This window comes from Flavobacterium resistens (assembly GCF_900182645.1).
GTDB classification, from domain to species: Bacteria; Bacteroidota; Bacteroidia; order Flavobacteriales; family Flavobacteriaceae; genus Flavobacterium; species Flavobacterium resistens.
Genome location: NZ_FXTA01000010.1, coordinates 1 through 5,576 on the forward strand (window position 1 = coordinate 1; position 5,576 = coordinate 5,576).

2 tRNA genes and 3 rRNA genes are annotated in these 5,576 nt (G+C 47.0%); all 5 read right to left on the reverse strand.

The window, feature by feature from the left end:
• Positions 1-9: 9 nt before the first annotated feature.
• Positions 10-119: ribosomal RNA gene (gene rrf / locus FN795_RS21265) — 5S ribosomal RNA — on the reverse strand.
• A gap of 172 nt (positions 120-291) precedes the next feature.
• Positions 292-3,173 (reverse strand): 23S ribosomal RNA (locus FN795_RS21270).
• Positions 3,174-3,301: 128 nt separating this feature from the next.
• A tRNA-Ala gene (locus FN795_RS21275) sits at positions 3,302-3,375 on the reverse strand.
• Positions 3,376-3,482: 107 nt separating this feature from the next.
• Positions 3,483-3,556: transfer RNA gene (locus tag FN795_RS21280), tRNA-Ile, on the reverse strand.
• Between the two features lie 127 nt (positions 3,557-3,683).
• Positions 3,684-5,197: ribosomal RNA gene (locus FN795_RS21285) — 16S ribosomal RNA — on the reverse strand.
• The 16S, 23S and 5S rRNA genes sit together here with 2 tRNA genes alongside, the layout of an rRNA operon.
• Positions 5,198-5,576 lie beyond the last annotated feature (379 nt).

Here is a 5,576-nt window from a genome sequence, read left to right on the forward strand (position 1 = left end):
TTCTCAAAAGAAAGGCGACGACATACTCTCCCACATAATTGCAGTACCATCTGCGCAGGCGGGCTTAACTTCTCTGTTCGGGATGGGAAGAGGTGAGCCCCGCCGCAATAACCACCTTAAGGTTTTTAGTGACCAGTCCTTGGTGATTAGTAATTAGTTTTTAAGCCAATCACTACTTACCCTTTACTATTCACTGCCCGCGACGGGCAAATATTTTAACATACTGAGATAAAGAAAAGAAGTATTTGTTTAGAAAGTTTCCTCCCTCCGATTGCTCGGAGGGAAAAGGGTGTACATAAGCTTACGGATTATTAGTACTACTCGACTATGACATTACTGCCTTTACATCTATAGCCTATCAACGTGGTCATCTTCCACGATCCTTAAAAGAAATCTCATCTTGTGGTGGGTTTCGCGCTTATATGCTTTCAGCGCTTATCCCTTCCCAACGTAGCTACTCTGCGGTGCCCCTGGCGGGACAACAGATACACTAGAGGTTAGTCCAATTCGGTCCTCTCGTACTAGAATCAGATCCACTCAAATTTCTAACGCCCACAGTAGATAGAGACCGAACTGTCTCACGACGTTCTGAACCCAGCTCGCGTGCCACTTTAATGGGCGAACAGCCCAACCCTTGGGACCTTCTCCAGCCCCAGGATGTGACGAGCCGACATCGAGGTGCCAAACCCCCCCGTCGATATGAGCTCTTGGGGGAGATCAGCCTGTTATCCCCGGCGTACCTTTTATCCTTTGAGCGATGGCCCTTCCATGCGGAACCACCGGATCACTATGCTCTACTTTCGTACCTGATCGACCTGTATGTCTCTCAGTCAAGCTCCCTTATGCCATTGCACTCTACGCACGGTTACCAAGCGTACTGAGGGAACCTTTAGAAGCCTCCGTTACTCTTTTGGAGGCGACCACCCCAGTCAAACTACCCACCAAGCACTGTCCTCTTCATCGAAGAGTTAGGCCTCAGATAAACAAAGGGTTGTATTTCAACAATGACTCCACAACGCCTGGCGACGCCGCTTCATAGTCTCCAACCTATCCTACACATCATTTATCCAAGGTCAATACTAAGCTATAGTAAAGGTGCACAGGGTCTTTTCGTCCCACTGCGGGTAAACGGCATCTTCACCGTTACTACAATTTCACCGAGCTCATGGCTGAGACAGTGTCCAGATCGTTACACCATTCGTGCAGGTCGGAACTTACCCGACAAGGAATTTCGCTACCTTAGGACCGTTATAGTTACGGCCGCCGTTTACTGGGGCTTCAATTCAATGCTTCTCCGAAGATAACATCTCCTCTTAACCTTCCAGCACCGGGCAGGTGTCAGGCCCTATACTTCATCTTACGATTTTGCAGAGCCCTGTGTTTTTGATAAACAGTCGCCTGGACCTCTTCACTGCGGCCCCCATTGCTGGGGGCGACCTTTCTCCCGAAGTTACAGGTCTATTTTGCCTAATTCCTTAGCCATGAATCTCTCGAGCACCTTAGGATTCTCTCCTCAACTACCTGTGTCGGTTTACGGTACTGGTACTAATTACCTGAAGTTTAGAGGTTTTTCTTGGAAGCCCTTAGGCGCACTATCTCTTTGTCCGAAGACTCCGAGTACTATCGTATTTCACCATTCCCTACGGATTTGCCTATAGGAAATATAGCTAGGTACTTCAACGAACTATTCCGTCAGTTCGCGGCGCTTTCATCACTCCGTCACCCCATCACAGTAATTAGTAGTACGGGAATATTAACCCGTTGGCCATCGACTGTCCCTTTCGGGTTCGCCTTAGGACCAGACTAACCCACAGCTGATTAGCATAGCTGTGGAAACCTTAGTTTTTCGGTGTGCGGGTTTCTCGCCCGCATTATCGTTACTTATGCCTACATTTTCTTTTCTGACCAGTCCAGCATACCTTACGATACACCTTCAACCCTGTCAGAATGCTCCCCTACCACTTTGTATTGCTACAAAATCCATAGCTTCGGTAATATGTTTATGCCCGATTATTATCCATGCTCGTCCGCTCGACTAGTGAGCTGTTACGCACTCTTTAAATGAATGGCTGCTTCCAAGCCAACATCCTAGCTGTCTGGGCAGACAAACCTCGTTCTTTCAACTTAACATATATTTGGGGACCTTAGCTGATGGTCTGGGTTCTTTCCCTCTCGGACTTGGACCTTAGCACCCAAGCCCTCACTGCTGTGAAACATTATATAGCATTCGGAGTTTGTCAGGAATTGGTAGGCGGTGAAGCCCCCGCATCCAATCAGTAGCTCTACCTCTATATAACTATCATCAGCGCTGCACCTAAATGCATTTCGGGGAGTACGAGCTATTTCCGAGTTTGATTGGCCTTTCACCCCTACCCACAGGTCATCCGAAGACTTTTCAACGTCAACCGGTTCGGTCCTCCACTGTGTGTTACCACAGCTTCAACCTGCCCATGGGTAGATCACACGGTTTCGCGTCTAACACTACTGACTAAAGCGCCCTATTCAGACTCGCTTTCGCTACGGATCCATGGCTTAACCACTTATCCTTGCCAGCAACGTTAACTCGTAGGCTCATTATGCAAAAGGCACGCCGTCACCCCACGAAAGGGCTCCGACCGCTTGTAAGCGTATGGTTTCAGGATCTATTTCACTCCGTTATTCACGGTTCTTTTCACCTTTCCCTCACGGTACTGGTTCACTATCGGTCTCTCAGGAGTATTTAGCCTTAGCGGATGGTCCCGCCAAATTCAGACAGGGTTTCACGTGCCCCGCCCTACTCAGGATACCACTATCTATTATACTTGTTACCCATACGGGGCTATCACCCTCTATGGCGTCACTTTCCAGTAACTTCCGGTTCCTTGTACATAAAATGTCGTGGTCCTACAACCCCAACAATGCCGTAACATTATTGGTTTGGGCTAATCCGCGTTCGCTCGCCACTACTTACGGAATCACTTTTGTTTTCTTCTCCTCCGCCTACTTAGATGTTTCAGTTCAGCGGGTTTGCCCACCTATCGGTGTACTATGTCTTCAACATAGTGGGTTGCCCCATTCGGATATCTGCGGATCAATCGATGTGTGCTCGTCCCCGCAGCTTTTCGCAGCTTATCACGTCCTTCTTCGCCTCTGAGAGCCTAGGCATCCCCCATACGCCCTTATTTTGCTTATTGTACCAATCTTGTTAATCAAAACAAGACCGTTTTTTTTTGTTTTCTACAATAAATTGTAAAAAACGCTTTCTACTTTTTATTATTTTCTTATCTCAATATGTCAATGAACTTTTGTCCTTTAGGACCTGTGGAGAATAACGGAGTCGAACCGTTGACCTCCTGCGTGCAAGGCAGGCGCTCTAGCCAGCTGAGCTAATCCCCCATTTTTCAATCTTAGATTGCAGAATTCAGATTTTAGATTGCTTAATTCTTCTCTAATTTCTTTTGGTGAATTCCAACTTCCAGAATTTCCTTTCTCAAGTCAAATAGTAGTCCCGGGCAGACTCGAACTGCCGACCCCTACATTATCAGTGTAGTACTCTAACCAGCTGAGCTACGAGACTCTGTTTTACTTAAGTTTTATCATTTTTTTAAATTAACAGCAAGAGTAATAAAATCCTCAATTCAGACCCATTTCGATTCACATCTTTTTTCCCCAACGTGTGCAAGCACTAACATTCGAGGCTCTAGAAAGGAGGTGTTCCAGCCGCACCTTCCGGTACGGCTACCTTGTTACGACTTAGCCCTAGTTACCAGTTTTACCCTAGGCAGCTCCTTGCGGTCACCGACTTCAGGCACCCCCAGCTTCCATGGCTTGACGGGCGGTGTGTACAAGGCCCGGGAACGTATTCACCGGATCATGGCTGATATCCGATTACTAGCGATTCCAGCTTCACGGAGTCGAGTTGCAGACTCCGATCCGAACTGTGACCGGCTTTGTAGATTCGCTCCTGGTCACCCAGTGGCTGCTCTCTGTACCGGCCATTGTAGCACGTGTGTAGCCCAAGGCGTAAGGGCCGTGATGATTTGACGTCATCCCCACCTTCCTCACAGTTTGCACTGGCAGTCTTGTTAGAGTTCCCGACATGACTCGCTGGCAACTAACAACAGGGGTTGCGCTCGTTATAGGACTTAACCTGACACCTCACGGCACGAGCTGACGACAACCATGCAGCACCTTGTAAATTGTCTTGCGAAAGATCTGTTTCCAAACCGGTCAATCTACATTTAAGCCTTGGTAAGGTTCCTCGCGTATCATCGAATTAAACCACATGCTCCACCGCTTGTGCGGGCCCCCGTCAATTCCTTTGAGTTTCATTCTTGCGAACGTACTCCCCAGGTGGGATACTTATCACTTTCGCTTAGCCACTGAAGTTGCCCCCAACAGCTAGTATCCATCGTTTACGGCGTGGACTACCAGGGTATCTAATCCTGTTCGCTACCCACGCTTTCGTCCATCAGCGTCAATCCATTAGTAGTAACCTGCCTTCGCAATTGGTATTCCATGTAATCTCTAAGCATTTCACCGCTACACTACATATTCTAGTTACTTCCTAATAATTCAAGTTCAGCAGTATCAATGGCCGTTCCACCGTTGAGCGATGGGCTTTCACCACTGACTTACTAAACCGCCTACGGACCCTTTAAACCCAATGATTCCGGATAACGCTTGGATCCTCCGTATTACCGCGGCTGCTGGCACGGAGTTAGCCGATCCTTATTCTTACGATACCGTCAAGACATTACACGTAATGTTGTTTCTTCTCGTACAAAAGCAGTTTACAATCCATAGGACCGTCATCCTGCACGCGGCATGGCTGGTTCAGGCTTGCGCCCATTGACCAATATTCCTCACTGCTGCCTCCCGTAGGAGTCTGGTCCGTGTCTCAGTACCAGTGTGGGGGATCTCCCTCTCAGGACCCCTACCCATCGTTGCCTTGGTAAGCCGTTACCTTACCAACTAGCTAATGGGACGCATGCTCATCTTTCACCGTTGTGACTTTAATTACATCCCGATGCCGGGTCGTAATACTATGAGGTATTAATCCAAATTTCTCTGGGCTATCCCTCTGTGAAAGGTAGATTGCATACGCGTTACGCACCCGTGCGCCGGTCTCTAGCTCCGAAGAACTATACCCCTCGACTTGCATGTGTTAAGCCTGCCGCTAGCGTTCATCCTGAGCCAGGATCAAACTCTTCATCGTATATTTTAATATTATATATTCGATGCTTTCTCTAGTGGTTCTTTTCGAATCTATCGATTCCATTACTCTTATTCTATTTGTTCTAACATCTCTGTTAAAACGGCTGTCAATTCAATATGTCTACGAACGTAATTTCTTGTCTTTCGCTTGTCTCTCAAAGCGGGTGCAAAACTAAAACTTCTTTTTGTTTCTCGCAAGAAAAATTTAAAAAATTTTGAAACTTTTTTTTCGTCTCTTTTTTCTCAATTTCTCTTCAGTCTCTCAAGGAACTTTCCGTGTTTTGCGGGGTGCAAATGTAAAAAGCATTTTCAAATCTCACAAGCTTTTCGAAATCTTTTTTTGAAAATATTTTTTCATCATGATTCCGTATTCTTGTCAG